The sequence below is a fragment of the Spirosoma lituiforme genome, from assembly GCF_054776635.1.
The window spans coordinates 65,813-89,945 of record NZ_BAAHBO010000004.1 but is presented as its reverse complement, the minus strand read 5'-3'; the positions used below and the strand labels follow the sequence as shown (position 1 = coordinate 89,945).

General features: G+C 41.9%; 15 protein-coding genes. 13 read left to right on the top strand and 2 right to left on the bottom strand.

What is annotated here, in order from left to right; all coding sequences use genetic code 11:
* Positions 1 to 144: 144 nt before the first annotated feature.
* Positions 145 to 3,537: a preprotein translocase subunit SecA gene (secA, locus tag ACYU87_RS15890; RefSeq protein WP_461135062.1), complete on the bottom strand. Its 3,393-nt coding sequence runs from the start codon at positions 3,535 to 3,537 to the stop codon at positions 145 to 147.
* A gap of 219 nt (positions 3,538 to 3,756) precedes the next feature.
* Between secA and ACYU87_RS15885 the strand changes: the two genes are divergently transcribed.
* The 9 genes from ACYU87_RS15885 to ACYU87_RS15845 all read left to right on the top strand — a co-directional run bounded on the left by ACYU87_RS15885 (position 3,757) and on the right by ACYU87_RS15845 (position 14,649).
* Positions 3,757 to 6,156: an SLBB domain-containing protein gene (locus tag ACYU87_RS15885; RefSeq protein WP_461135061.1), complete on the top strand. Its 2,400-nt coding sequence runs from the start codon at positions 3,757 to 3,759 to the stop codon at positions 6,154 to 6,156.
* A 41-nt stretch (positions 6,157 to 6,197) separates the two neighbouring features.
* Positions 6,198 to 7,253: a lipopolysaccharide biosynthesis protein gene (locus tag ACYU87_RS15880; RefSeq protein WP_461135060.1), complete on the top strand. Its 1,056-nt coding sequence runs from the start codon at positions 6,198 to 6,200 to the stop codon at positions 7,251 to 7,253.
* Positions 7,250 to 8,203 (top strand): GDP-mannose 4,6-dehydratase, encoded by a 954-nt coding sequence (locus ACYU87_RS15875; protein ID WP_461135059.1) that lies wholly within the window; start codon positions 7,250 to 7,252, stop codon positions 8,201 to 8,203. Before ACYU87_RS15880 ends, ACYU87_RS15875 begins: the two co-directional genes overlap by 4 nt.
* Before the next feature lie 112 nt (positions 8,204 to 8,315).
* Positions 8,316 to 9,794 (top strand): oligosaccharide flippase family protein, encoded by a 1,479-nt coding sequence (locus ACYU87_RS15870; protein WP_461135058.1) that lies wholly within the window; start codon positions 8,316 to 8,318, stop codon positions 9,792 to 9,794.
* A 37-nt stretch (positions 9,795 to 9,831) separates the two neighbouring features.
* Positions 9,832 to 10,584, top strand: a complete 753-nt coding sequence (locus tag ACYU87_RS15865; protein WP_461135057.1) for a glycosyltransferase family 2 protein — start codon at positions 9,832 to 9,834, stop codon at positions 10,582 to 10,584.
* Positions 10,585 to 10,618: 34 nt separating this feature from the next.
* A complete protein-coding gene (locus ACYU87_RS15860) occupies positions 10,619 to 11,476 on the top strand; it encodes a glycosyltransferase (protein WP_461135056.1) in 858 nt (285 codons plus the stop codon).
* Between the two features lie 85 nt (positions 11,477 to 11,561).
* Positions 11,562 to 12,848, top strand: coding sequence for an oligosaccharide repeat unit polymerase (locus ACYU87_RS15855; protein ID WP_461135055.1), 1,287 nt, complete (start codon positions 11,562 to 11,564; stop codon positions 12,846 to 12,848).
* A gap of 57 nt (positions 12,849 to 12,905) precedes the next feature.
* Entirely contained in the window at positions 12,906 to 13,610 is a 705-nt protein-coding gene (locus ACYU87_RS15850; protein WP_461135054.1) for a glycosyltransferase family 2 protein, read from the top strand.
* 133 nt (positions 13,611 to 13,743) lie between these two features.
* Positions 13,744 to 14,649, top strand: coding sequence for a glycosyltransferase family 2 protein (locus tag ACYU87_RS15845; RefSeq protein WP_461135053.1), 906 nt, complete (start codon positions 13,744 to 13,746; stop codon positions 14,647 to 14,649).
* 4 nt (positions 14,650 to 14,653) lie between these two features.
* Here ACYU87_RS15845 and ACYU87_RS15840 read toward each other — a convergent pair whose 3' ends face one another.
* Positions 14,654 to 16,306 (bottom strand): glycosyl hydrolase family 28-related protein, encoded by a 1,653-nt coding sequence (locus ACYU87_RS15840; protein ID WP_461135052.1) that lies wholly within the window; start codon positions 16,304 to 16,306, stop codon positions 14,654 to 14,656.
* A gap of 750 nt (positions 16,307 to 17,056) precedes the next feature.
* On the opposite strand from ACYU87_RS15840, the gene ACYU87_RS15835 reads away from it, so the two are divergent.
* The 4 genes from ACYU87_RS15835 (at position 17,057) to ACYU87_RS15820 (ending at position 24,128) form a co-directional block, all read left to right on the top strand.
* Positions 17,057 to 18,844 carry a glycoside hydrolase family 71/99 protein gene (locus ACYU87_RS15835; RefSeq protein ID WP_461135051.1) on the top strand — a complete coding sequence of 596 codons (1,788 nt, stop codon included), beginning with the start codon at positions 17,057 to 17,059 and terminating at the stop codon, positions 18,842 to 18,844.
* A 1,283-nt stretch (positions 18,845 to 20,127) separates the two neighbouring features.
* The gene (locus ACYU87_RS15830; RefSeq protein WP_461135050.1) at positions 20,128 to 21,918 is read left to right on the top strand and encodes a beta strand repeat-containing protein; all 1,791 of its coding nucleotides are present in this window, start codon (positions 20,128 to 20,130) and stop codon (positions 21,916 to 21,918) included.
* 1 nt (position 21,919) lies between these two features.
* The gene (locus tag ACYU87_RS15825) at positions 21,920 to 22,456 is read left to right on the top strand and encodes a T9SS type A sorting domain-containing protein (RefSeq protein ID WP_461135049.1); all 537 of its coding nucleotides are present in this window, start codon (positions 21,920 to 21,922) and stop codon (positions 22,454 to 22,456) included.
* A 145-nt stretch (positions 22,457 to 22,601) separates the two neighbouring features.
* Positions 22,602 to 24,128 carry a capsule assembly Wzi family protein gene (locus ACYU87_RS15820; protein WP_461135048.1) on the top strand — a complete coding sequence of 509 codons (1,527 nt, stop codon included), beginning with the start codon at positions 22,602 to 22,604 and terminating at the stop codon, positions 24,126 to 24,128.
* Positions 24,129 to 24,133: the final 5 nt, after the last annotated feature.

The window sequence follows — 24,133 nt, the reverse complement described above, 5'->3', positions numbered from 1 at the left end:
CTATTCTAACGGAGTATTCCGTCAAATGCTGTGCCATGCTGTCTAGTCGTCAAGTAGTTGTCAGAAAATAGTTCTGGCTGGCTTATAAAAAGAACGCCCACTGAACAGCTGTTCAGTGGGCGTTCGGACAGGTAGTGCAATGGGTTAGTCAATCAACATAGCCTTGCCGCTAACAACGTCATTTTCAACGGTTTTGAACTTGACATCCCGCTTAACGGAGCCATCGGCGTATTGAACATTGACGCGGGCATTGCGGTCCAGCTTGGCAACGCGCATCGGTGCCTGACGGGGAGCCATTGGTGGTGCCCCGGTGCCCATCGCATCGTTTTCGGCCATCCGGCGAGCGTACTCTTCCGGACCCGTCGCCAGATGATCGTCGTCAAAATCCTCCATGTTCGTATGGAGCTGTGGTTGCGGCTGAGGGCGTTGCTGCGCCGGAGCCTGACGAATTTCCTGCTGAACATCTTCAGGCTCCTGAGCCGGAATGTCGGCTTTGGTCAGGAAGTTGATGGTGTCGAAATTGACTTTATTCAGGAAGCGTTTGAACAACTCAACCGATTCGAACTTATAAACCAGCAACGGGTCTTTCTGCTCGAAAACAGCGTTTTGTACCGACTGCTTCAGATCGTCCATTTCGCGAAGGTGTTCCTTCCACTCCTGATCGATCACCGATAAGGTAACGGCTTTCTCCATCTCGGTCACGATGTCGCGAGCGCCCGATTCGACCGCTTTTCGCAGATCAGAAACAACCGTCAACTCATGCATACCATCGGAGAAGGGCACTACAATATTCTTGATCTGATGTCCCTGGTCGGTCAATACCTGCGTCAGAACAGGTAACGCTTTTTCCGCAATCGCCTGGTTTTTGGCCTGGTAGTTTGCTTCGGCCTCATTATACAGACGACGAGTTTGATCTGGTTTTTTCAGGCGATTAAACTCGTCGACACTCAAATCGGGTGATAGACCAAGCGTGGTAAGTAACTGGAGTTTTATCTCCTCATAATTACCCTCGGCGTTGTTTACCGTTTCTTCCACCACATCGTACATCGTGTTGGCAATGTCGAGGGGCAAACGATCTCCGAACAGAGCATTCCGGCGACGTTTGTAGATGGCCTCACGCTGGTAGTTCATCACGTCATCGTATTCCAGTAGCCGCTTCCGAATGCCGAAGTTGTTTTCTTCGACTTTCTTCTGGGCCCGCTCAATCGACTTGGTGATCATGGAGTGCTGAATAACCTCCCCTTCTTCCAGACCCATCCGGTCCATTACTTTAGCAATCCGCTCCGAACCGAACAGGCGCATGAGACTGTCTTCGAGCGAAACGAAAAACTGCGACGTTCCCGGATCGCCCTGACGACCAGCCCGTCCGCGCAACTGCCGGTCGACCCGGCGCGACTCGTGGCGCTCTGTACCAATAATGGCCAGACCACCGGCGGCACGCGATTCGGGGGTTAGTTTAATGTCGGTACCACGACCGGCCATGTTGGTCGCAATCGTAACTGTACCGGGGAAACCGGCAGAAGCGACAATTTCAGCTTCACGCTGGTGGTATTTTGCGTTCAGAACCTGGTGCTGTATTTTGCGCATCGTCAGGAACCGACTTAGTAATTCGGAGTTCTCGACCGATGTTGTACCAACCAGTACCGGGCGGCCTTTCTCAACCAGACTGGCGATTTCATCCACCACAGCATTGTATTTTTCGCGCACCGAGCGATACACTTTATCTTCTTCATCGGCCCGGCTGATGGCCCGGTTCGTTGGAATAACGACCACGTCCATTTTATAGATCTGCCAGAATTCGGATGCTTCCGTTTCGGCCGTACCAGTCATACCCGCCCGTTTGTGGTACATCCGGAAATAGTTCTGGAGCGTAACAGTTGCGTACGTCTGCGTAGCATCTTCAACCTTCACATTCTCCTTCGCTTCAACCGCCTGGTGCAACCCATCCGACCACCGGCGACCTTCCATGATCCGACCCGTTTGCTCATCCACGATTTTCACCTTGCCATCCATAATGACATACTCGGTATCTTTCTCGAAGAGGCAATACGCCTTCAGTAACTGATTGACCGTGTTGATGCGTTGCGTTTTGACCGCGTAGTCACGAACAACGGATTCCTTGTGCAGAATTTTCTCCGGTTCCGACAAGTCACTGTCTTTATCAATTACATTCAGATCAATAGACAGATCGGGCAGAATAAAGAAGTTAGGATCTTCGCTCGAACCGGTAATGTAATCAATCCCTTTCTCAGTCAGGTCGATCCCGTTGTGCCGCTCGTCGATGGTAAAATACAGCGGGGCATCAGCCTCGGGCATCAACTTCTGATTTTCGGCGAGGTAGATCGACTCTGTCTTTTGCAAAAGGGCTTTGTTACCCGTTTCGCTCAAAAACTTGATCAGCGGTTTGTGCTTTGGCAAGCCACGGTGGGCTCGGAACAACGACAGTCCGCCTTCTTTTTCGTCTCCGGCCGCAATTTTCTTTTTGGCATCGTTCAGGTAGTCGTAGACTAGCTTTCGTTGCGCTTCCACCAGCCGGGATACACGGGGTTTCAACTCAATATAGTCCTGCTCATCGCCCCGGGGTACAGGACCACTGATGATGAGCGGTGTCCGGGCATCATCGATCAGAACCGAGTCAACCTCATCGACCATGGCGTAATGGTGTTTACGCTGCACCAATTCGCCCGTTTCGCGGGCCATGTTGTCACGTAGGTAGTCGAAGCCGAATTCGTTATTGGTTCCGTAGGTGATATCGGCCAGGTAAGCGTGCTTCCGTTGCTCGGAGTTGGGCTGGTGTTTATCGATACAATCCACCCGCATACCATGAAACTCAAACAGAGGAGCCATCCATTCGGAGTCGCGTTTGGCCAGGTAATCATTCACCGTTACGATATGCACCCCCCGACCGGCCAGGCCGTTCAGAAAGGCCGGAAACGTAGCGACAAGGGTTTTCCCCTCACCGGTGGCCATCTCCGCAATTTTGCCCTGATGAAGTACAACCCCCCCAATAATCTGAACATTGTAATGCACCATGTCCCATTTAATGGGCGATCCGGCGGCATCCCACGTATTAGCCCAGTGAGCCTGGTCGCCGTCAATGACGACATTTTTCTTGCGAGATGCTATCTCACGATCGAAATCGGTCGTTGTTACGGTCAACTGTTCGTTTTCCGTGAACCGGCGAGCCGTTTCTTTCACAACGGCAAAAGCGCGGGGTAAAATATCCAGTAAAACCCGTTCCAGTTCGGTATTCCGGTCGGTTTCGAGTTTATCGATTTGGTTAAAAATCCGCTCTTTTTCGTCAACGTCTACATCGGGCTGGCTACCGAGCACGTTAAGTTCAGTGAGCTGCGCATCAATATCGCCCAATTCCTGAGCGATGTGTGCTTTAAGTTCGGCCGAAATGCGACGTAGTTCATCGTTGGAAAGTTCTTTTAACTGAACAAATTCAGCATTTACCTTCTCAACGTAGGGGAGCAATTCCTTAATATCCCGTTGCGATTTGGTTCCGAAAAATTTAGCTATGAGATTAATCATCGTATCATTAATAGTTAGTCGTCAATGGTCTACTACAGAAATCAATTTGGCGTGTTCCTGCTGACCGACCAACCGACTTTTTTCTACAAATTTAGTGCATTACAGCGGGACTACAACCTAAGAGGCTCATGCATAGCCACTCCTTATTATATGGAAGTGGTGTTTTGACGAGAATCCATTACTTTTGCAGTTCAAATTTTGGCCCAATCGCCATTGTTTATGTTTCTTAAGGACAAATTGTCACGCTTTACCCATCGAATTCGCCCCTGTCACGTCGTTTTCCTGTTATTCATACTGACAGGGTCATACCAGGCAATTGCGCAACAACCCCGCTCACGGGTTGATCAACTAAGCGATGAGGACGTGCAAAACTTCTACCGTAAAGCTCAGGCTAGTGGTTTAAGTGAAGTTCAGATCGAGCAGGCTGCCATGTCGCAGGGGTACACACTCGATGATATTGCTAAAATGCGGAAACGCATTGCGCAGATTCGTACGCTGACGTCGTTGCCGCAAAATAATCTCCCACCCGAAAGCTTCAAGGGACGATCGGTTCCTTCGGATATTTCGGTACGCCGGGATTCATTATATCCTGATACAATGCGCCGGGATACCAGCCGTCGATTGAAGGTTTTTGGCGCTTCGCTGTTCGAGAACGCCAAAATGTCATTTGAGCCCAATCTCCGGATTGCCACACCCCGCAACTACGTAGTTGGCCCGGATGACGAGATCAAGATCGATATTTCGGGTGCCTCCACGGGAGACTTCAATCTGAAGGTCAGCCCGGAAGGAACAGTAAAAGTGCCCGATCTGGCTCCTATTTTCGTGAGCGGACTAACCATTGAGCAGGCCGAACAGCGAATCATTGCCCGATTGCGGCAGGGCGGATACCAGGGCCTGGGTAAACCAGGAAGTGGTACCAGCGCTAACGTAACTTTAACCAACATTCGTAGTATCCGGGTTATTCTGGTTGGCGAGGTTGTTCGGCCGGGAACCTATACGATCTCATCGCTGGGATCTGTTCTAAACGCCCTTTACCTCGCCGGTGGACCTAATCCTGAAACAGGATCGTTCCGGAAAATTCAGGTTATCCGGGGAAATCGTGTCGTTAGAACACTGGATTTATATGATTTTATTCTGCGCGCCGACCAGCGTGATAATATACCCTTACGGGATCAGGACGTAATTCGTGTCGCTGATTACGAGGCACACGTTGAATTAAATGGGCAGGTACGTCGACCCGCTATCTTTGAAGTGTTACCTGGTGAAACGCTCAAAACAGTGTTGGGCTTCGCCGGCGGTTTCGCAGATGATGCCTACCGGGCTTCCATCACGTTACGGCGAAACACAGCTCGTGAACGCCGGATTGTTACCGTCACCGAAGAGCAAATCGCCAGTTTTGTGCCCCAACGGGGAGACAAATACACCGTTGGTAAAATTCTGGAACGGTACGAAAATAGGGTACAAGTAGTAGGAGCCGTCATGCGCCCCGGCGACTATGCACTCGAACCGGGTCTTGAAACGGTTAAGCAATTAATTGCCAGAGCTGAGGGACTTCGTAAAGACGCCTTCACCAACCGGGCTACCATCGTTCGCGAACGAGCTGACATGGATCGGGAAAACCTATCCTTTGACCTCAATAAACTGATGCGGGGCGAGGTTGCTGATATTCCTTTACAGAGTCAGGATAGCCTGACCATTCTATCCATACGCGATCTTCGTGAACCCTACTACGTCACCATTGAAGGGGCTGTCAATAAACCTGATACAGTTGAATTTATTGCGAACATGAGTGTGGCTGACCTGATAGCCCGGGCAGGCGGTTTTCAGGAGGGAGCTAAGCCTAACCTTATCGAAGTAGCCCGTCGCATCCGGCAGGATTCGGCAGGTGTACGCTCGACTATGGTGGAAACATACCGCTTTACGATTGACCGCAACCTGCAAATGACGGCGTCGGAAAGTAATCCCAACAGTTCATCAGCCTTTAGGCTTCAGCCGTTTGACATCATCTACGTACGGACATCCGCCAATTATGAGCCTCAACGGCAGGTAATGGTGTATGGAGAGGTTATGCAACCGGGAAATTACGCCATTGCCAACCGGCAGGAACGTATTGGTGATGTCATTCAACGGGCGGGTGGATTAAAACCAGAAGCATACCTGGCTGGTGCCCAATTCCGACGAAACGGCCAAATAATTGGTAACGACTTACGCAACCTGGTTGCCGACCCGGGTGGTGAAGAGAACTTACTGCTTCAGAACAGAGATACGTTGTACATACCCAGACGGTCGGAAGTTGTTACCGTACAGGGGGCTGTCTTGAATCCGTCATCAATTAGTTACAAGGCAGATTACTCATTCGACGATTACATCAGCGAAGCGGGAGGGTTTACAGATAACGCCAGAAAGAGCAAGGCATATGTAAACTATCCAAACGGGCGTAAAGACCGCACGCATCGGTTTCTGTTCTTTACGTCACGACCTCATGTGGAGCCCGGTTCAACAATTGTTATCCCATTCAAGCCGATTGATTCAGCCCGCATAAGTCCAGCGGAGCGAATCGGTATTTTATCCTTGTTGGCAACGGTGTCTATTGCGCTCATTAACGTTATGCTTCGCTAACTATATATTTTGATATAATTATGGCAGTTAGGGAGAATGATATGGATAACGATAGAATAGAGATTCGACTAAGCGATATAGTTCTGTTTTTTAAAGATAGTCGCAAGCAAATAACAATAGGTGCCTTTATAGGAATCATTATTGGAGCAGTGTACGCGTTCTCGAAACATAATGTATATACAGCGCAGGTAACCGTCTTGCCTGAGATACAAACAAAAGGGCCAGGTAGTTTGGGTAGCTTGGGATCATTGGCAGGTTTGGCCGGTATCAACCTTGATAATTTAGGGGGACAAGATGCCATCCGGCCAGATTTATATCCAAATGTATTGCACAGCGTACCCTTCGCATTGGAACTATTAAAAAGACCTGTTTATTCCCAAAAGTTTGAGGCAAAGATGACACTGCAGGAATTTATGGAACGGGTCTCTTCAATGGGTTTTGCTAGTAAGCTAGTTAACTTTCTTCCCGGTGGCAACGATAGTCAACGTTCAGACCCAAAGAATTTTAGTCAAACTATCCAATTAACAAAAAAGCAAGAAGAATTGATAAAATTGTTACAAGAAGGTACATCTGCATCCTATGATAAAAAAACGGGTGTCATAACAATTACCGTTGTGGAACATGATCCGGTAGTTGCAGCCACAGTAGCCCGCTTGTCGCTAGAATATCTGACAAAGTACATAACCACCTATCGCACCGAGAAAGCTCGAAAGCAGGTTACTTTTTTGCAAACCCAAGTAAATGAAGCGAAGAATAGATATCAAGCATCAGAGTATGCTCTGTCAAACTACAGAGATAGAAACAGGAGTTTATTTCTAAACACAGCTAAGATTAGTGAGCAACGGCTTCAGGCCGATTATCTGCTGGCTCAATCAGTTTATTCTGAATTATCAAAACAGTGTGAACAAGCAAAAATCAAAGTCCAGGAAGAAACACCAGTATTTAAAACGCTTGAACCACCGACTGTTCCTCTTAGAAAAAGCGGTCCTAAGCGAACATTTATCATTATAGGTTTTGCTGTTGTGGGTGCAGTATTAATGACTTTGCTATCATTTATCAAATATGGGTCAAGTAAACATCTTAATTCAGTGGCATGAGAAAAGCCCTAATCTGTGGAGTTTCTGGTCAGGATGGGGCTTACCTGGCCAAGCTATTGCTTTGTAAAAATTACCAAGTTTACGGAGGGTCGCGTGATGCCCAAATGGCCTCTTTCGCTAACCTGAAACGCTTAGGCATACACAAAAGCATCAATTTAGTCTCCATTAATATTAATGATTTTCGAAGTGTTTTACAGACAGTATTAAAAGTAAGACCTGATGAAATTTACAATTTAGCTGGGCAAAGTTCTGTTAGTCTGTCTTTCGAGCAACCTGTAGAAACGCTTGAAAGTATTAGTATTGGTACACTAAATCTGCTTGAAGCCATCCGATTTAGCGGTTTGCCAGTGAAATTTTACAGTGCTGGTTCAAGTGAGTGTTTTGGGGATACGGGGAGTTTACCGGCTGACGAATTGACGCCTTTTCGCCCTAGAAGTCCATATGGAGTGGCTAAAGCAGCCGCGTTTTGGCAGGTAGCCAATTATCGAGAAGCCTATCAGTTACAAGCCAGTACGGGAATTCTTTTTAATCATGAATCTCCCTTACGTCCAGAAAGATTCGTAACGCAGAAAATTGTTGCTGCAGCCTGCCGGATTGCCAATGGAAGTAAAGAAATATTAACATTAGGCAATATTAATATTGCGCGTGATTGGGGATGGGCTCCCGACTATGTAGAAGCAATGTGGTTGATGCTCCAACAAGAAAAAGCCGATGATTACATCATTGCTACAGGAAATACACACAAATTGAGTGACTTTATTGATATCGTGTTCGATACCGTTGGTCTAGACTGGCATGAGCATATACACATAGATTCATCGCTTTTTCGATTAACAGATATTGTTGAAGGATATGCTAATCCCACAAAAGCCGAAATGAAATTAGCTTGGAAAGCAAATCATACAATGAAGGAGGTCGCTCAATTGATGGTTGCAGATCGCGGAAAATAAGAACAAACGAAGTATACCGATTAGTTATTGATAATGGATTGGCAAATTTTATATATCCTTATAATCTAACGGTAACTAATTTTAATGGTACTAAAGTTGTTGTCAAATACTTATGTTTAAAAACGGTATCTACAATCTTGCGGGTACGGTAGCCCGTCTTGGACTAAGTATTTTGTCTGTGCCCTTATTACTTCAGTTTCTTGGTTCGTCTTCTTATGGACTATATGCCATACTTCAAGCTATTATCAATCTTGCAGTCTTATCAGAATGGAGTATCTGTATGGTTTTAACTGTATTTGTTTCTCAAACTGATGATGAAGAAACAAATACTAACGATACATTAAGACAAGCACTGGTTTTAGTAGTAGGCTTGGCTTCAATTACATCATTAATTCTCTGGATAGCCTCACCTTTATTTACGTTAGCTTTCCCGAATCTAAACAACACTGATCGCGAACTGCTTCAACGAGGTTGCCAATCTGCTTCAATCGTTGTCTTCTTCAGATTACTCCAGCAGTACTTTGTTGGAATAGAACAAGCCTACGGGCAGTACAAATTACTCAATTCGATTAATACCTTCTTTAATATAAGTCAAACTGCTCTCATACTAATTGTTGCTCGCTGGTATGAAGGTATAATACCACTCGTCATTGTTCAAGCGGGTACCTCTATTTTCTTTCTGATTATACATTGGTCTCTTTGCTATAAAAAAAAACTGTTAATTACATTCAAGTGGGACGGTAATTTGCAATGGAACCAGTTTAAACGAATGTTACTATTTGGAGGAAGAACTTTTATTGGAGGGGTCGGCTCTGCCTTTTTTAATCAAGGGGATCGTATAATAGTTGGCCGTTTGTTAGGTTTAGAAGCATCTGGGGTATATTCTGCGTTAACTGGCATTGCTACCCAAATTCACACATTATCAACTATGTCAGTACAACCTCTTATACCTGTCTTAAGTAGATTGTTATCTGAAGAAAATGCAGGAACTCAATTAGTATTGGCGGTAAGAAACAAATTAAAAACTACCATTTGTCGAGCCACAATGCTTAACGCTGTATTAGCTGTAGGAATGGGCTGTTTTATGATTACGTTTGCACCAGAGATAAGCTTTTTTCTATTCAAGCATCAGATGCCTAATTCATTTAATACTATTAAAGCTTTGAGAATTATAGCTTCCATATACACATTATATTCATTAAATGGTGTAGGGTATTATATTCTCTTTGCTATTAAACGTGAAGGTATAAATACTATTGTCTCCCTTATTTGCGGGCCTTTTAGTTTGCTTATGATAGGCCTATTAGCTCATTTCTATGGCTTAACAGGCGCTCTGATTGGCAATATGGGTTATTTATTTACGTTATACTTATTAATAGTAGGATTCAAGCTAGTTCATTTAAAGTGGATTACTTGGTTAAGCGTTGTGTGGAAACCTCTGAGTATTTTTATTCTTGTTATTCTTGTTACACCGTTCATTGATTCTTTAATAAGCCGTATTATTATATTTGTAAGTCTATCCGGCATTCTATGTTTGCCAATTTTCAAGGAAGGGTACAATTATATATTACTTAAAGATGCTAAAGTGTAGTTAAGTAAAATAAAAATATTGTTATTATCTCCGTTTTATGCTCGTTAGTTCACCAATTATTTCAGTAATTATTCCGACTTACAATTCAGCTAAAACACTCCAAGCTGCAATAGATTCAGTTCGTAGTCAAAAATACAAGAATATTGAGTTAATTGTAATAGATGGAAATAGTACTGATAACACCAAGAATATTATAGATGAAAATGCTGAATATATAACAAAATGGGTTAGTGAATCAGATAGTGGAATATACGAAGCAATGAATAAAGGTATTGAAAAGTCAACGGGTGATTGGCTTTATTTTTTAGGTTCAGATGATCAGTTATGTGATAAAATTATAGAAAAGATACTTGTATTTCTTAATAGTGAAGTGGACGTCGTGTACGGGGATGTGGTATATGATACTGGATACGCAATGCGATCATGTGTTGGTATAAGATGTCTTCTGGAAAATAGATTACACCATCAAAGTGCTTTTTATCACCGAAGCCTATTTAATGATTTTCGGTATGATACTCTATGCCGAGTTAACTCAGATTATGAGTTAACATTACGAATTTATCTACAAAAGCGGCCTACGGTATATGTTCCCTTTACGATAGCTGTTTGTGGATCTACCGGAGTAAGTAGTACTTTGTCCAGTAAAGAAACAAATTATTTACGAGGTCTTTATGTAAAGAATCTAATTTTAAATAATACCTTAAGTGCTATATTGGATTTATATTATTTTTATTTTCGAACGAAGATATTGGCAAAAAGTGCGCTACATGATTTAAAAGGTTTTAAGTGAATCATGAAAAGAAATTTTTTTAACATCGTTTTGTATGCCAACAAATTTTAAGAAAAAGGACGTTGCTGGTGCGGTAATTCTTTACAATAGCGAAAATGATACAGTTGATACAATACAGACTTATCTTGAGCAGGTTGAGAAATTGTATGTAGTTGACAATTCCAGTTTGCCAAATCATGCATTAATTTCTGCTCTGAAAGCTTACCCGCATGTTCATTATCATTCGTTAGTAGGTAATAAAGGCATCGCAGCTGCATTAAATTGGGCTGCGCAGAAAGCAATTTTGGACGAGTTTTCATTGCTTCTTACTATGGACGATGATACCCGAACTCCTCCTGAAATGGTTAATCAAATGATTGATTTTTGGAATTCATATCCTTCAGAAATTGGTATATTATCTGGTGTGCATCATAATAAAAAAGACGATGAGATTTTTCGACCTTTGATGTTTACTTTAACATCGGGTAATCTTTTAAGTTTGACGGCATATCAGGAAATTGGTGGATTCAATAACGATTTGTTTATAGACCATGTTGATCATGAATTTGGCCTCCGCCTAAATGCTAGTGGATATCAAGTCATCGAACTACCCTTCATACGTCTTGATCACAAACTTGGTTATAGTAGGCATATAAAGATTGGTTCATTCGTATTAGGTAAATATGGTACTCATTCGCCCATACGACTCTATTATTTTACAAGAAACGGTATATACCTTTCTTATAAATATTTTAAGACAAATCCTGAATTTGTTTGGACAGTTTTTAAGGAAATTTTAAAGAAAGGATTTAAATCTATAATTTTGGATAACAATCGATTGAAAGGAATTCATATGCTTCAAAAAGGGATAAAAGATGGACTGACAGGGCGCTTAGGACAATTCAATGAGTGAATGAATAGAGATAGTTGAGACAGATATTATTAAGCCATTGCTACTGATGTTTTTTCAATTTAATATTAAAAAATAGTATTGTCGTATGCAAGTAGACTTAGATAATCTCTTTCAAGTACTTTTATATGCATTGGGTTTTTTTGCACTATATTACGGTTGTTACCGGAAGTTTATTTACTCTATTTTTGATCCTCTGTTCATTTACGTATTCACAATATCATTTGCCAGCGTGTTAGTTGTCCTAGTGCTGGAAGATCGTCCTGCAGATCTCATTAACTTTTTTTTGTGTCAATTGTTTTTATTTGTTGGTTTTGTTTTAACTCATCAGTGGTCAAAAAGATGGAAAATTAAATCCGTTAAGTTACTTTCAGTCACAGAGCTATATGATTATTCTACTCTTAGATTAACAATTCAGATTTTATTTGTTGTCTATCTATTAGCTAATATAGTATTATTTTTTACAACAGGCTTTGCCTTCTTATCAGATGATCCAACTACGGCTAAAGTTGATAATTTTGCTAAAGGCTTCGGCATAATTTTGAAAATAAACTGGGGAATAGGCGGATTTTTAGGAGCGGGTCTACTTTTTCTTATTCTTTCTAAGCGTACTTGGACAGATGTAGCTATGTTACTCGTCTTAGTTTTCTTTACTTCTCTGGAAGGGTCAAAATCTTCATTACTTCGTGTTCTTATCGCTTTTGCTTTACTTATAAATCATCAGTTTTTCAGTGGTAGGAAAAGGGCAGTACGTCAGTTCAATATGATTGCGCCGATAGGATTGGTCATTTTACTGACTGTTTTTTTTGGTGTTTTTATAAAAGAAAACTCAGATACTGAGCAAGCATTTTTTTCTTTTGTAAGAAGATTGTTATACGGTGCAGATTCAATTTTGTTCTACTATAATCCTGTAAATGAACAGTATTTCTCCCGGTATCACTCCTGGGAGTTTCCCGGACATTTGTTCAATCAGATCTTAGGATTTTTGCGTTTGGTTACGGTTCAAGAAGCACTGGGCAATATAATGGTAGAGAATGCGCTACTTAACAGCAATCTTGCTGTCATAGTGGGTCCGAATACTCCCTTTTACATTGAAGGGCAGGTGTACTTTGGATACTATGGTGCGTTATTTTATAGTTTAGCTGTGGGCGGAGTTTACTGCTTCATAAGGGAATACTACTTTAAAGCTCAGTATTACTCCGCTTTCTGGTTTGTGCTGGTATGCTGTATATGTCAGCAGGCATACTCTCTTAGTATAGAAGTAACCCTTTTTCTAACTCAAGCGTTTGATACATGCTTTTTTGTTTTACCTGTCTATGTGCTAACGTCTTTGTTTCTACATGGTCGTTTGTTAGTGAGAAAGCTGCATTTTTAGTATCAATTAATACATTTAGTTGTTGCTTGAATAATTGAAAGGTTTTTTGAAGAAAATATGACTCGTATTAGCGTCTGTATGGCAACATACAATGGGCAGAAATATATAAAGAGACAGTTAGAATCTATCTTGTTTCAGTTGTCCGATCAGGATGAAGTTGTAGTATCTGATGATAAGTCAACAGATAAAACGCTTTATATCATTAGCCAAATCAATGATAAACGCATCCGAGTGAGTACAAACATTGGGAAGCAGGGGCCTTTGAGTAACTTTGAACAAGCCTTGAAAAAAGCTACAGGTGCATTTATCTTTTTAGCTGATCAAGATGACATATGGTTACCTAATAAAGTAGAGAAAACATTAAAACTTTTAATGTTTAATGACCTTGTTTTATCAGACTGTACAGTGGTCGACGGGCATGAAACAATATTGTATGATTCTTTCTTCCGAAAACGAGGTAGTAAAAAGGGTTTTTGGTATAATCTTTATAAAAACTCATATATAGGTTGCTGTATGGCTTTTAAAAGAGAGGTGCTTTCCTATGCATTACCATTTCCAGCACATGTGCATATGCATGACTGGTGGATAGGTTTGATGGTTGAAGCCAAAGGACGAGTCTACTTCAATACTGAACCATTAATATCTTATGTACGTCATGGTAATAATGCATCACCTACCGGCGAACTCGGGTATAGTATAACACAAAAGATAAAGAATAGAGCCGTACTATCATATTATGTAGCCAAACGACTTCTCTTGTAATATTATGAAAAATATCAGATAGGAAGTATATACGTTTTTTTGCTGATATAAATTACGTTTACTTGAAAAATATATACTGTAATTGTTTTTCTAAAAGAGATTGACTGTATTTAACCAAACGTACCACTTACAAATGATTTCAGTTGTCATTCCTCTTTACAATGCCGCTTCTTTTTTGCCAGCCTTGCTCAAGCGATTGCAGGAGCAATCGCTTGAGCACGAACTGATACTGATAGACTCCGAATCGACAGACGATACTCGTAACATTTTAAATAGTTGGAAGATACCCTTTGTTTCTATAGCTAAGAATGAGTTCAATCATGGCACAACTCGTAATCTTGGCGCACAACTAGCTAAGTATGATATTGTTATGTTTATGACACAAGACGCGCTCCCTTCATCAATGAATACATTTGATTATATCGTGGGTATGCTGACTAGCCAAGACAACATAGCGATGGCTTATGGTCGCCAGCTTCCTTATCCACAGACAGGTGTTTTTGGTCATTTTGCTCGTTTAACCAATTATCCAGCTCATAGTATACTCAAGGATAAAACATTAATCCCAAGAATGGGGATTAAGACATGTTCTTGCTCTAACTCATTTGCCGTTTACAGAAAAAGTGATCTTGAAGCAGTAGGATACTTTCCTAGCGATACTATTTTAGGAGAGGATGTATCTGTTGCTGCCCGCTTGATATTACAAGGCAAAATAGTTGCTTACTGCGCGGAGGCTGAAGTATTTCACTCACATGATTACAGTGTTGTGGAAGAATTCAAACGCTACTTCGACATTGGCGTGTTTCACAGAGAACAACGAGTGGTATTAAAAGAATTTACGCAGGCTGAATCTGAAGGATTTAAGTATGTTTTACAAGAATGGAAATACTTAAGTCAGAATGGCCATATACACCTTATTCCAGCTCAGCTGGTTCGAACGATAGCCAAGTATATTGGCTATCGTTTAGGCAGCGGAGAACAATATTTGCCAGCTAGCTTTAAGCGCATGCTGAGTATGCATCGCTCTTTTTGGAACTAGAGACTTAAGTAATAAGAATTGGATCATTAGCTAAAAAATCGCTTTGAACTTCAGCTTGCCCATCGTAAGTGATTGGTTCATTAGTCCCACTGCCCATAGCCCTGGGGGTCACAGATACAATACCTAGGCCGTTTGCAAACGTAATATCTACTGTTACCCCGATAAGATCTAAATAAGAAGGATTCGATACACACTTATCTAACGTAATTACTGTTATTGAAGGGAGATCGAAAACACCATTGTATAGTTGATTAATAACAATTTGAGCCTGAAAACAAAGCGTAGCTGACCATCCTGAATTAGAATTTCCTCCGCGTACAACACCATCAAGCCAAACACGATAATAACCCCCGTTTGTATTGTTAAACGGTAATTGATTGGCCTGACGAAACTGCAAAGCTGTAGCCGGTGTAATAGCGCCTAAAGTACCAGCTGAGACCGTATTATTATTTAATTGCTTAATACGGCCACCTCTTTTTTCGAATGGTCGTTCAGTTTGAAGTGAAATATTTACGGCTTTTTTTAATAAGTTGGCAGATATAATATATTGATTATCAGGAATATCTAGGCAGTATATTTCGCTGTTCTTTATGAAACCGGTCGCAGCTTGGTAACCACCGCCAACTGGTGCATGGTATATTATATATCGATTACTTCGTTCAGATGAATTTGGAATAGAGACTGATAGTCGTAAGCCTTTTGTAAAAGATCCCGTCAAATCAATCAATTCTGTAGTAGGTGTTGTAGAGTTCGCAATAACAAAGTTCAGATCATTCCCTTCAAAACCAGTATTATTTATTTTTAGTAATCTTGAAAAGGATTCGACTGTCGCTTGTATGCGTAAGTTAGTGGTATATTGACTACATAAAATAGCTGTTTCATTAGTCCCGTTGGTAGAAGAAGCTCTACTTATATACCCTTGAAACGCTAAGCTATTTGTTCCGTTGAGAATGAGCGCAGGTTGCCGTTTCTCATACGCTTGCAAAGAAGTGCCACTTATATGGGTTACTCCCATTGAGCCAATTCCACTTGCCAGATTCTGGTATCTGCTAGTTACTGTGTAATTTATACCTGTTGCTCCCAAGGATACGCTATTGCTCATAACAATAGGCGTATTAGCACGAACAAGGCAATCTCGAACAGTAAATTCTTCTGCACGTGCGTTCAAAATACCGATTGTGCCAAATCCGCTGTTAGCCGCTGGATAGTCTTCCATGTTAAAAGAGCAGTTCTTTACATCGCAATTCAATCCACCGGCATCTGTCAAAGCAAATTGAACCCCAACAGTTGAACGCACAGAGCCAGATTGTGCTGTTGACAAAAACTCAAAATTTTCGCATCCGGATTGATTAGATCCACTGAAGTCAAACATACAGCTGCCAGTCTGACCAAAAATGATTGTGTTCAGCCATCTACCACCATCACCTACCAGCCAGATGCCACTTGTGTTGGTTATATTAATAGGGGATAAAATCACATAGTACCCTGCCGGGAAGTAGATAGTTGGTCTGTACACTCCCCCACCTGCTGTGGTAACTGTTTTGGCATAGTCCACAGCTCGTTGTATAGCCGCTGCATCATCGACCTGCCCATTGCCCATGGCACCGTAATCTTTTACATTAATTGACATCGCAGAGTGTTGAATAATTGAAAACAATATTTGTCAAAATGATCTTTCTTAACTTTCAAACGAGTAGCCTTGATAGAGTAGCTAATGGTTTAGTAAGTTTTATACAAGTTTGAAGAAAACTTTCTTCAAATAAGCCTCACAATATTGGTCAGCTTAAAGTCTTCTTTGGTGTACTTGCAAAAAATCTTTTCGTATTTAGCGTACAAATCTCTCTGTTTATAGCAGTATTGCCGTACCGCAGACTTCCAGCTAGTAAGCCAAATAAAATTGGGAGATTTTATAAGGCGGTGGCATTATGAAGGTTGCCTATACTCACGTATCAATCCAATAATGGTTAAAAGGCATCGTTATTTAGAATAAAAGCAAAAGTGTTTATATTTGGCTCATTAGGATATAAATTTTAGCCAAAATTTTCAAAATATAAATCTTTAGTTAAATTTTACGTGTATGGGATAATAAAGTGTTGTTGTTTGCGAATGTATCCAATATCTGGTATTTTGTATACATAAAAAGATAAAGTGTTGATAAAGGTTGTTGTAAAAATTTTAATATCATGACCAAAATGATCACATCTAACCTTTTGGTCGCTCGGTCAACAAAGCATTCTTGTAGTAATACGTTGCTGCATTTTATTAGTTGGTGACTTGATTTTCAGCAATTTGTAAGATTTGGGTCTTGCTCCAGATTTGCAGGGTCAAATTACATCGATAATTGGATCATAGCATGTCATTTGTAAACAATATATTGCAATATATATAGTTTATAGTTACTGTACTTATGAGAAGCCTTATTTTACTTTTAATCATCTTGGTGACAAATGCGATGGCTCAGTCTCCATTGATAAATTATAGTGCAAATCTACCGGCTACGGACGCAATTGGGCGTAAACTACCCATGACGGGTGTGATACGCAAGAACCGATATGTTGGTATTTTTTACTGGCCATGGCACTATTATTACCAAGCAAAAAACCAGCCACCTATCAACCTTTCTAAGTTGGTGAAAGATAAACCCGAATTGAAGTTCAATGACAATTACAACGATGTGTTATGGCCTAAAGAGGGGGTTTACTTCTGGAATGAGCCATTGTTTGGGTTCTACACTAGCACTGACAAATGGGTGTTATGGAAGCACGCTGAAATGTTAGCTGACGCTAACATAGACGTGATTTTTTTCGACTGTACAAATGGTAGTCTAGTCTGGAAACCAGCATATACCGCACTTTGTGAAGTGTTTATTGAAGCCCGTAAAAACGGAATAAAGACACCCGAAATTGCCTTTATGACTGCTTTTGGTCCTGTAGATGGAGGCCAGAACGCAATCAATCAGTTGTATAAAGAGTTGTACGAGCCAGGTTTATACAAAGAATTATGGTTTCACTGGAAAGGAAAGCCTCTACTTTTAAGCTATCCTGATTTTATGAAAGATATTCCTGGAAATCCGGCAGGTTCGCAGTTTCACAAAGACGTTAGAAACTTTTTTACATTCAGGCCTGTACAACCTGATTATGCAAAACTGCCTGAGCGTCAGAATCAATGGGGGTGGCTGCAAATATATCCTCAGCATGGGTTTGTTAAGAAAAAGGGTGGAGGCTTTGAAGAAATGCCGGTGAGCGTTTCACAAAATTGGTCAAAAACTCGGGGATTAACGGCTATGAATTCCCCTGATGTTTTTGGGCGAAGCTACACAAAAGCTAAAGGGCAGGATAAAAGGAATAATGCCTTTCTCTATGGTCTCAATTTTCAAGAACAGTGGAACTTTGCATTAAAACAAGATGTGGAATTTATTTTTATAACTGGCTGGAATGAATGGATTGTAGAACGGCAGCGTGAATGGGGTCAACAACGAAATGCTTTTCCCGACGAATATAATACGGAAAATAGTCGAGATATAGAACCGATGAAAGGCGGATTTGGAGACAATTATTACTACCAGATGGTAGCAAATATTCGACGATTTAAAGGCGTTCCGGTTGAAGAAAAAGCATCAGTAACTAAAAAGATTATTATTGATGCAAACTTCGAGGAGTGGAGTAAGGTAAGGCCTGAGTTTAAAGCTCACAGAGGCAGCACGTTACATAGAGATTCGCCAGGGTTTCTGCCACATCATTATAAGAACAACTCAGGAAGAAATGATATTATCGGTGCAAGAGTTGCTCGTGATGAGAAATATGTATACTTCTACGTTGAAACAGCGGATAAGCTTACTCCTTTTACGGACAAAAACTGGATGACATTGTTTATTGACTTAGATCGTTCAAAAAGTACAGGATGGCAAGGATATGATATCGTACTAAATAGAAGACGTACAAGTAATTCGGCAACGCTGGAAAAACATACAAAAGGTTTCGACTGGACCACAATTGCTTCAGTTCAATACGCATCTAAAGGCAACAAGTTAGAAATGAAAATACCGCGAAAGCTTCTTCAGAATACAGGGAAAAGTTTAAATTTTGAGTTTAAATGGTCGGACAATTGCCAAGAAGAAGGAGATATTATGGATTTTTGGCTGAATGGAGATGTAGCTCCTGCTGGACGTTATAATTACCATTATAAAGCCAATTGAAACTATACAAACAGTATAAGTCAAGAGCGTAGCAAGTAAAGTTGAGAGAGAAATGGCTTGTTTCACTTGCCACAAAGTGCAGATGTATTCGCATCGAATCAGTTCTTTCAGAATCTTCGAACGTTCTATACGATGGTAAGTTAGCTAGCTGGTATGTGTTTGATCAAACCGCTGCAAATAATACTGCTTTGCTGGTTTTTCTTTCTGGTGTTATGGGTTCACCCTTAATACGCCATTGGCGTAAGGGTAAGCTGATTTTATAAGAACGACGTTCGGTGCGATTCTCTTGATAAATGTGACTGATGACATTGATGTCATAGGTATGCGAATAAATGTGTGAAAGAGGCAGCTTCTTCTTTTCGAAAACAGGAACGCATAGGTTTGTGGTCTGCCTGTAAGTAATCTATTTCTTCCAGCATGATGGCTTAGAGCAACTCCAAGTTCGTAGAGTTCCATTCTTATAAGAACTGTTTAAACTGGCTTCACACTACATCCAAAGAATTAAGCACAAGACTATAAGTTGATAAGCCCTCCAGATGAACTCGAACAAATCGACGATGAAGCCAGCTTCTGACCGTTTGCGAATAGTAAATGGGCGCTCTGTCCATACAAGTGACTACGTTGGATCAACAGGAATTCTGCTTTGGGTAGCGGCTGCACAAATTGTCGATTAATTCTACAATATACTGACTAGTCAAGGCTGAGTCTCGACCTGTCAGATGTGGTTGGTCATCGGGAGCAGCACCCAAGTAGATTCAGCTGAAATTGACCAGACTGCTCAACCATTACAGATATGTGTTTACAGTGTGTCCGCGTATAGGCTAACAGTGGTAGTAGATATCAAGCTGGTTCGCTTTAGTTTATATAGTGTATCTGTCTTCCAACAGGAGACAGCAAGTGGGTTTTGTTAACGAGTCTTTGGCTGTAGCTTCTGTTAACGCCAAACCACTTTCTTCGGTAGTCTTCTTGTCGGGAAAAAATCATATAAAAGAGCAAATAGCTGCGCGATGGCTTCGTTTGTGTGGGGTTGAGGCCAAACGGCTTTGGCAGACATGCACAGACAATCGCTTCTCCAGAACGTTAAAATGTCAATCAAGTGTTAATTGGCAAAAATGAACTAGTTTCCTAATATCTGGAATCATTAATTAACGATATTTGTCTGATGGACCTTTGTACCTCAAAATAAAAAGGCTATGTTTGGTTCGTTTCGTTACGGCCTTTGGCATGCTTATCGCTCCAGTTCATGTAATTATTTCTATCAATAACGCTTAATAAGTTCGCACATGAAACATATTATACTGGCTTCATTTATTCTATTGACGCCAACTATTCTATTCGGTCAAACAAACTATGTTGCTACTACACCCGGTTCTTCTACGCCAGGCAGTGATAACACACTGGTTGGTGTCGGTGCTGGGAATCTCAACATGAGTGGAGCCAGTAATTTATTTATTGGTCGAGGTACGGGGATTCAAAATATGGCGGGTACACAAAATGCTTTTTTGGGAGCCTCTGCTGGTAATCAAAATACGGCTGGCCAAAACAATTCGTTTATGGGCTATGCTTCTGGCTCTAGCAACACAACGGGAAATAACAATACATTTCTTGGATCAGGTGCTGGCTATACTAATGGCGTTGGTTATAATAACGTATTTTCTGGATATAGGGCTGGCTATTTTAATACACAGGGTAACAACAATGCATTCTTTGGAACAGGAGCAGGTTATGCGAGTACGCAAGGTAGCGACAATACATTCGTTGGCTCTGATGCAGGGAGTGGCAATCTTACTGGTGGCGGTAATACATTTATAGGGTCGTTATCCGGTGCTTCAAATGGGTCAGCCACACAAAATACATTTGTTGGTGCGAGTACAGGAACAAACAATACTGGATTAGCTAATACATTTCTAGGCTACCAGTCAGGCATGGCAAACTCAACAGGTGGTAGCAATGTATTCATAGGACAACAAGCAGGAGTCGCTAATACAAGCGGTGGCAGCAACGTGTTTTCTGGAGCACTGGCTGGTTACCGAAATACGTCAGGAGCAAGTAACGTATTTATTGGAGCGCAAGCTGGAATAAATAATTCGACGGGGGGGTACAATATGTTTTTGGGTAATAGTGCTGGAGGTAGCAATATTTCTGGTAGCTATAATATGGCTATTGGCGATGGAGCAGGATATAAAAACAATGCTGGTCAAAATACATATATTGGTACACATGCGGGCTTTAATAATCAGTCGGGCGGTAATAATGTATTCATCGGCCAAGATGTGGCTCAATCAATTGTAAGTGGTAGCAATAACACGTTCATCGGTTGGCAGGCTAATAGTGCTGGTTCGAATGCCGCAAGTCTTACCAACGCTGGTGCCATTGGAGCAAACGCTCAGGTATCAATCTCTAATGCTCTTGTCTTAGGGAATGGTGCAAACATTGGTATTGGAACATCTGCGCCAGCTAACAAACTGGAGATCACTCAGGGAACAGCTGGTAATAGCGGTTTGCGACTTACAAATTTGACGTCATCCGCAACGGCTACAGCCTTAAATCAAACGAAATTCTTAACAGTTAATGCACAAGGCGATGTTATACTAGGCAGCCTTAATGGCTCCGGACGTTTAGCCGCAGACGAAAATAGTTTGTGGAAAGTCGATGGAGAAAATGTTCAGAATACGAACACGGGTGGCGTTATCATTGGACCTGGAGTAGCGCAGACTCCAACTGGCTATCGTTTGTATGTTGCAGATGGGATACTGACTGAGAAGGTGAAGGTAGCGGTCAAGAGCTCTAACGATTGGTCAGACCGCGTATTCGAAGAAGGTTATAACTTGAGAGGTTTAAAGGAAGTTGAGACGTATATCAATCGCGAAAAGCATCTTCCAGGTGTTCCTTCAGCCGAAGAAGTAGTTAAAGAGGGGGTCGATGTCGGTAAAATGCAAGCCAAGCTTCTTGAGAAAGTAGAAGAACTCACCTTATACGTTATTGATCTGAAGAAACAGAACGACGTTTTGAAACAGAAAAGCGCCCGGTTAGAGCAACGCGTAAACAGACTCCAAACTAAAACACGTAAGTAATATGAGATTCTTACTTATACTAATAGGATGTAGTCTGTCGTCGCTCTCGTTTGCTCAGACGACACCACGGTCGATACGAATTCAGATCAGCTACGAGAAAGCGGGACAGCATCTGGAGCAGGCGGTAGAAACGATAGATGCAGTCAATACAATAGGAACAAGAAGCACGGTGGCCTATCAGGCGGGTCATTCTGTAAGCTTGCTTCCTGGTTTTCAGGCGAAAAGTGGTAGTGTCTTTACGGCTTATATCAGACCAATCGTTAATGCGTCCGCTGAAGTATCCTTACAACTGAAAGCCTATCCTAATCCTTTCGAAGAATCGACTACTATTGAGTATTATCTTCCTGCGGATGGCAAGGTTAATCTGTGGATAACCGACGCACAGGGTAAACTAGTAGGACAGTTAGTGAAGGATGAAAAGCAAATGGCAGGAATGCATAAAGCTGAATGGCAACCTGTTGGCCTAAACACCGGAGTTTACATTCCTACTATTGAAGTGAATGAGCAAAAGGCAGTTAGCCGACTCATCAAAAAGTAATGAACGGACTACAAAACGGGGCCTGGTAAACTTATCAGGCCCCGTTTTGTATCCGTAGTCTCAGAAAACAAGTGCATATATAATAAAGATAAGCAGATGGCATTAATATTGTGACTCTGAATTTTTACCAGATAACCGACATTCAATGCACATTGGCCTAAAGTCAGGTTTACTATTATTATCGCTCTCTTTTATACTTGCCTCTTCTGATCTATTTGCTCAACGTGCTGGTAGGCCTATTCAGTACTCTGCTGAAGCTGGTGCCTATCTGTCCTCATCAACAGAAACGCCATTTTGGTTGAGGACAAATCAATACGGGATAGTTCCAAATCGGTCGCCTGCGTTTACGTTTCGTGTTGGGTTGTATAGTGATTATGCTAGCTCTCAGACTACTAAGCAGCGTACCTCGAAATATGATTTCGGCTACGGGCTCAATGTAGTTGCCAATGCAACACTGAACCAATTACCCTATGAGCGGAAACTACTGTTGCCGGAAGCGTACATAAAAGTAAAGCGAGGTATTTTTGAAGCATACATTGGTAGGCAGCGGGAAAAGTTTGGCTTGGCAGACTCGAGTTTATCAACAGGCTCGTACGCCTGGTCGGGCAATGCCATGCCTGTACCCAAAATTCAACTCTCCATACCGAACTTTACCCCAATTGGTTTTACAAAAGAGTGGGTAGCCGTTCAGGGCACCTTTGCGCATGGTTACCTGGATGCAAACGGATACATTAAGAATCCGATGTTACATCAGAAGTCATTGTATCTTCGTTTTGGCCGACCTCAAGATGTATTGAGGGTATATGGAGGTATAAACCACCAGGTTGTATGGGGAGGGAGGATTGCAGACCCTAACAATATACCGCCATCCATCCAGGCAGACGGCAAGTTGCCTTCCGGCCTGATCAACTATTTTTATGTTGTAACAGCGCTTTACCCCAAACAAACGGACACGAGTCAGTATAACTACTTCGATTTAACAAATCGAGTCGGGAATCACCTTGGAACCATTGATTTAGCCGCAGAGATTGACTTAGTTCGCCACACGCTGTATTTCTATCGGCAGAATATATACGAAGATGGATCACTCTTTTATTTGATCAATATAGCTGATGGCCTAAACGGTGTTCGTATTCGCCGAAATGACCCTAACGCCATTGTTCGCGATATTCTGTTTGAGTTTCTGAACACGACAAGCCAGGGCGGTCCTGAGTTCATCATTGATGACCCAGGCAAGCGAGGGAAAGATGACTACTTCAATCACCAGCAGTTTAGGGATGGCTGGGCTTATCGACAACATACGATCGGTACGCCCTTTATCCCTCCTGCCCTAGGCCCACAAGATCAGTATCCGCAGGGAACATTCACGACGAACAATCGAGTGTACGCATTTCATGTTGGGTTGGCTGGCAGCCTTCCTGTAAATGGACGCTTTTTAACGGGGCCTATAGCCTACCAAACCAAACTGTCGTTCAGCCGAAATCTAGGTACCTACAATATACCGTATATCTCTCCTCGCGGTCAGTTTTCTTCTTATCTAAGCATAGCTGCTCCCCTGAATCTTATGGGTGGCCTTTTATTAACTGGTACGTTGGCGGCCGATGCTGGATCACTTTATCAAAACAGTGTTGGTTCGTTTCTCAGCGTAAAGAAGATGTGGTCAAGTAACTGACACGA

Excerpts from the sequence above, each read along its gene's own strand:
- ACYU87_RS15825 (WP_461135049.1), top strand. The coding sequence starts at position 21,920 with ATGAGATTCTTACTTATACTAATAGGATGTAGTCTGTCGTCGCTCTCG.
- ACYU87_RS15880 (WP_461135060.1), top strand. The coding sequence starts at position 6,198 with ATGGATAACGATAGAATAGAGATTCGACTAAGCGATATAGTTCTGTTT.
- ACYU87_RS15855 (WP_461135055.1), top strand. The coding sequence starts at position 11,562 with ATGCAAGTAGACTTAGATAATCTCTTTCAAGTACTTTTATATGCATTG.
- ACYU87_RS15875 (WP_461135059.1), top strand. The coding sequence starts at position 7,250 with ATGAGAAAAGCCCTAATCTGTGGAGTTTCTGGTCAGGATGGGGCTTAC.
- ACYU87_RS15830 (WP_461135050.1), top strand. The coding sequence starts at position 20,128 with ATGAAACATATTATACTGGCTTCATTTATTCTATTGACGCCAACTATT.
- ACYU87_RS15885 (WP_461135061.1), top strand. The coding sequence starts at position 3,757 with ATGTTTCTTAAGGACAAATTGTCACGCTTTACCCATCGAATTCGCCCC.
- ACYU87_RS15865 (WP_461135057.1), top strand. The coding sequence starts at position 9,832 with ATGCTCGTTAGTTCACCAATTATTTCAGTAATTATTCCGACTTACAAT.
- ACYU87_RS15870 (WP_461135058.1), top strand. The coding sequence starts at position 8,316 with ATGTTTAAAAACGGTATCTACAATCTTGCGGGTACGGTAGCCCGTCTT.
- ACYU87_RS15835 (WP_461135051.1), top strand. The coding sequence starts at position 17,057 with ATGAGAAGCCTTATTTTACTTTTAATCATCTTGGTGACAAATGCGATG.
- ACYU87_RS15860 (WP_461135056.1), top strand. The coding sequence starts at position 10,619 with ATGCCAACAAATTTTAAGAAAAAGGACGTTGCTGGTGCGGTAATTCTT.
- ACYU87_RS15820 (WP_461135048.1), top strand. The coding sequence starts at position 22,602 with ATGCACATTGGCCTAAAGTCAGGTTTACTATTATTATCGCTCTCTTTT.
- ACYU87_RS15850 (WP_461135054.1), top strand. The coding sequence starts at position 12,906 with ATGACTCGTATTAGCGTCTGTATGGCAACATACAATGGGCAGAAATAT.
- ACYU87_RS15845 (WP_461135053.1), top strand. The coding sequence starts at position 13,744 with ATGATTTCAGTTGTCATTCCTCTTTACAATGCCGCTTCTTTTTTGCCA.
- secA (WP_461135062.1), bottom strand. The coding sequence starts at position 3,537 with ATGATTAATCTCATAGCTAAATTTTTCGGAACCAAATCGCAACGGGAT.